General features: G+C 64.7%; 3 protein-coding genes. All 3 read left to right on the top strand.

What is annotated here, in order from left to right; translation table 11 throughout:
* A partial coding sequence (locus tag ACYVDE_RS20480; protein WP_460503392.1) for a hypothetical protein occupies positions 1-747 on the top strand: 747 nt, incomplete at its 5' end.
* 146 nt (positions 748-893) lie between these two features.
* Complete coding sequence (locus tag ACYVDE_RS20475) at positions 894-1631, top strand: endonuclease III domain-containing protein (protein WP_460503391.1); 738 nt, start codon at positions 894-896, stop codon at positions 1629-1631.
* Between the two features lie 149 nt (positions 1632-1780).
* Positions 1781-2047 carry a DUF167 domain-containing protein gene (locus ACYVDE_RS20470; RefSeq protein ID WP_460503389.1) on the top strand — a complete coding sequence of 89 codons (267 nt, stop codon included), beginning with the start codon at positions 1781-1783 and terminating at the stop codon, positions 2045-2047.
* The last annotated feature ends 300 nt before the right edge of the window (positions 2048-2347 follow it).

Below are 2347 nucleotides of genomic sequence, written 5' to 3'. Positions count from 1 at the left end.
GCGCCGGCCGCGGCCGCCCCGGTATATGCGCCTACCCCGGCCGGCCAGCTGCCGGGCAACAACGCACGCGCACCGCGCTTCCAGGTTGGGCTGAAAAACGGGCTGGTGTACAGCGCCAACGACGTGGAAACCAAAAACCCGCTTTTTGGGCATTCTTACCTGCTGCTTGATGGGCAGCGGCGGTTTGAGCTGGCCGAGGTGGGCTTTTTTGAAGATGAAACCGGGCACTACGTGCGCACTACGCTGCCGGGCTCGTCGCGCGAGGCCACGCTGCGCCGCGAAAAAACCGGCCGCATCAGCCTGTATTCCATCACCACCACGCAGTATGCCAACCCCGGCGGGTATGGCTACCCGGGGTACGGCTATGGCTACGGTGGCTACGGCATGGGCGGCTTTGGCTACCCGTATGGCGGCTACCGCACCGTGAAAACCGAATATTTCTCGAAGGACAACGGCCCCATTCAGAACCTAACCAGCAACAACCTGCTGCTGGCCACCCGCGACAACGCTGGGGCCCAGCAGCTGCTGTTCGACTCGCGGCGCTACCAGCAAATCACAGTGGCCAGCTACGTGGTGGGCGGCGGCCTGCTCGTGGCCGGTCTGCTTCAAACCCTGAGCCCCACCCGGCCCGGCGTGTCGCCGCTCACCTACGCGGCGCTGCCGGTGTTGCTGGTTCCGGTAATACTGCAAAGCAAGCAGGCGGCCAATCAACGCCAGGCCATTGCGCTGTACAACGCCACCCGCTAGGCCAAGTATCTCGAATTTCTAATTCGGCCCGCGCAACCGATGCGGCTGCATCGTTCACGTGGGCCGAATTGGCGCTTGAGTGGGCCAAATCGAAATTCGGGATAATCTGCCCGGCAACTCTGCCCCTTGGGGCGCGTAGGTCGGCCATGCCATCCCCTACCCCACCCGCCGAGCTTGCCGCCGATTTTGCTACCCGCCAGACCAAGGCAATGCTGGTGCACGAGCGCCTGTGCGCCGAATACGGCGCGCCGTTCCGCTTCTTCAGCACCAAAGACCCGTTGAGCGAACTGGTCAGCGCCCTGCTCTCGCACCGCACCAAGAATGCCGACTCGCACCGCGCATACCAGGAGCTGACAGCCACGTTTCCGGACTGGGCGGCCGTGCGCGACGCGCCCACCGACGCGGTGCAGCACGCCATCCGGACCTGCACTTGGCCCGAGCAGAAGGCCCCGCGCATTCAGGCTGTGCTGCGCGAAATCTCGGCCCGCTGCGGCACCGACGCGCCGTGCTCGCTTGATTTTCTGGCCGACCTGCCAGTGCCCGAGGCGCGGGCCTGGCTGGAAAGCATCAGTGGCGTGGGGCCCAAAACCAGCGCGGCCACCCTCCTTTTCAGCAACCTGCGCATCCCGGCTATGCCCGTCGACAGCCACCACCACCGCGTGGCCCAGCGCTTGGGCCTCATCGGGCCGAAGGTGGGCGAAGCAGCGGCCCACAAGCTGCTGGAAGCCCTGCTGCCGCCCGGCTGGGACGCCCAGCAGGTGTACGACCACCACGAGGCACTGATGTTTCACGGGCAGAAGTGCTGCTATTTCAGCGGGCCCGCCTGCAGCCGCTGCGTGGTGCTCGACCAGTGCCCCTTCGGTCAGGCGCGGCTGGGCGGGTAGTGGATTGGTAGGGTGACAAGAGAGAACGTCATGCTGAGCGCAGCCGAAGCATCTCTACCGCCGAAGTAATCAATTTACTATTGCGGTAGAGATGCTTCGGCTGCGCTCAGCATAACGTTCTTTTTGCGCCAAATTAAAAACCCCAGCTCATGATACTTCACCTGCGCGCCAAGCCCAATGCCCGCCAAAACCAGCTGCTACGCGCCGCCGACGGCAGCCTGACCGTGCGGCTGAAGGCGCCGCCGCAGGACGGCCAGGCCAACGCCGTGCTGCTGGCTTTTCTGGCCGAAACTTTTGGCGTCGCCAAAAGCAGTGTGACGCTGCTGAGCGGCCACACCGCGCCGTTTAAGAAGGTAGAAATCGCGGGCGTGAGCGAGGCGGAAGGCGCGCGGGTGCTGGCGCAGCTGGCCGTTTGAAAGCGGTTTGAACTGATTGAATGCGTGCCCCGAAGCGGTGCTCCAGCTCGCGTCTGGATTTATATGAGTGGCTTAACCAAACTCCACCGCGGGCCGAAGCGCAGCTTCGGGGTACTCGTTCGGCGGGCCCGACAAGGCCCGGCGGGTGCTAACTTTCCAACTGAATTTCCCAGCCCGCCCCCCACCGCCATGTCTGCCGACCTCCAGCCGCTGCTCGACGCCCTGCAATTTTCGCCCGACAACCTGCCCCTGCGCCAGCACCTGGCCCGCCAGCTCAACGCCGCCGGCCGCCACCAAGAG

Source organism: Hymenobacter agri (genome assembly GCF_054778495.1).
This window is presented reverse-complemented; position numbering and strand designations above follow the sequence as displayed.

Bases quoted from the DNA above. Each gene is read 5' to 3' on its own strand.
- ACYVDE_RS20475 (WP_460503391.1), top strand. From the start codon at position 894: ATGCCATCCCCTACCCCACCCGCCGAGCTTGCCGCCGATTTTGCTACC.
- ACYVDE_RS20470 (WP_460503389.1), top strand. From the start codon at position 1,781: ATGATACTTCACCTGCGCGCCAAGCCCAATGCCCGCCAAAACCAGCTG.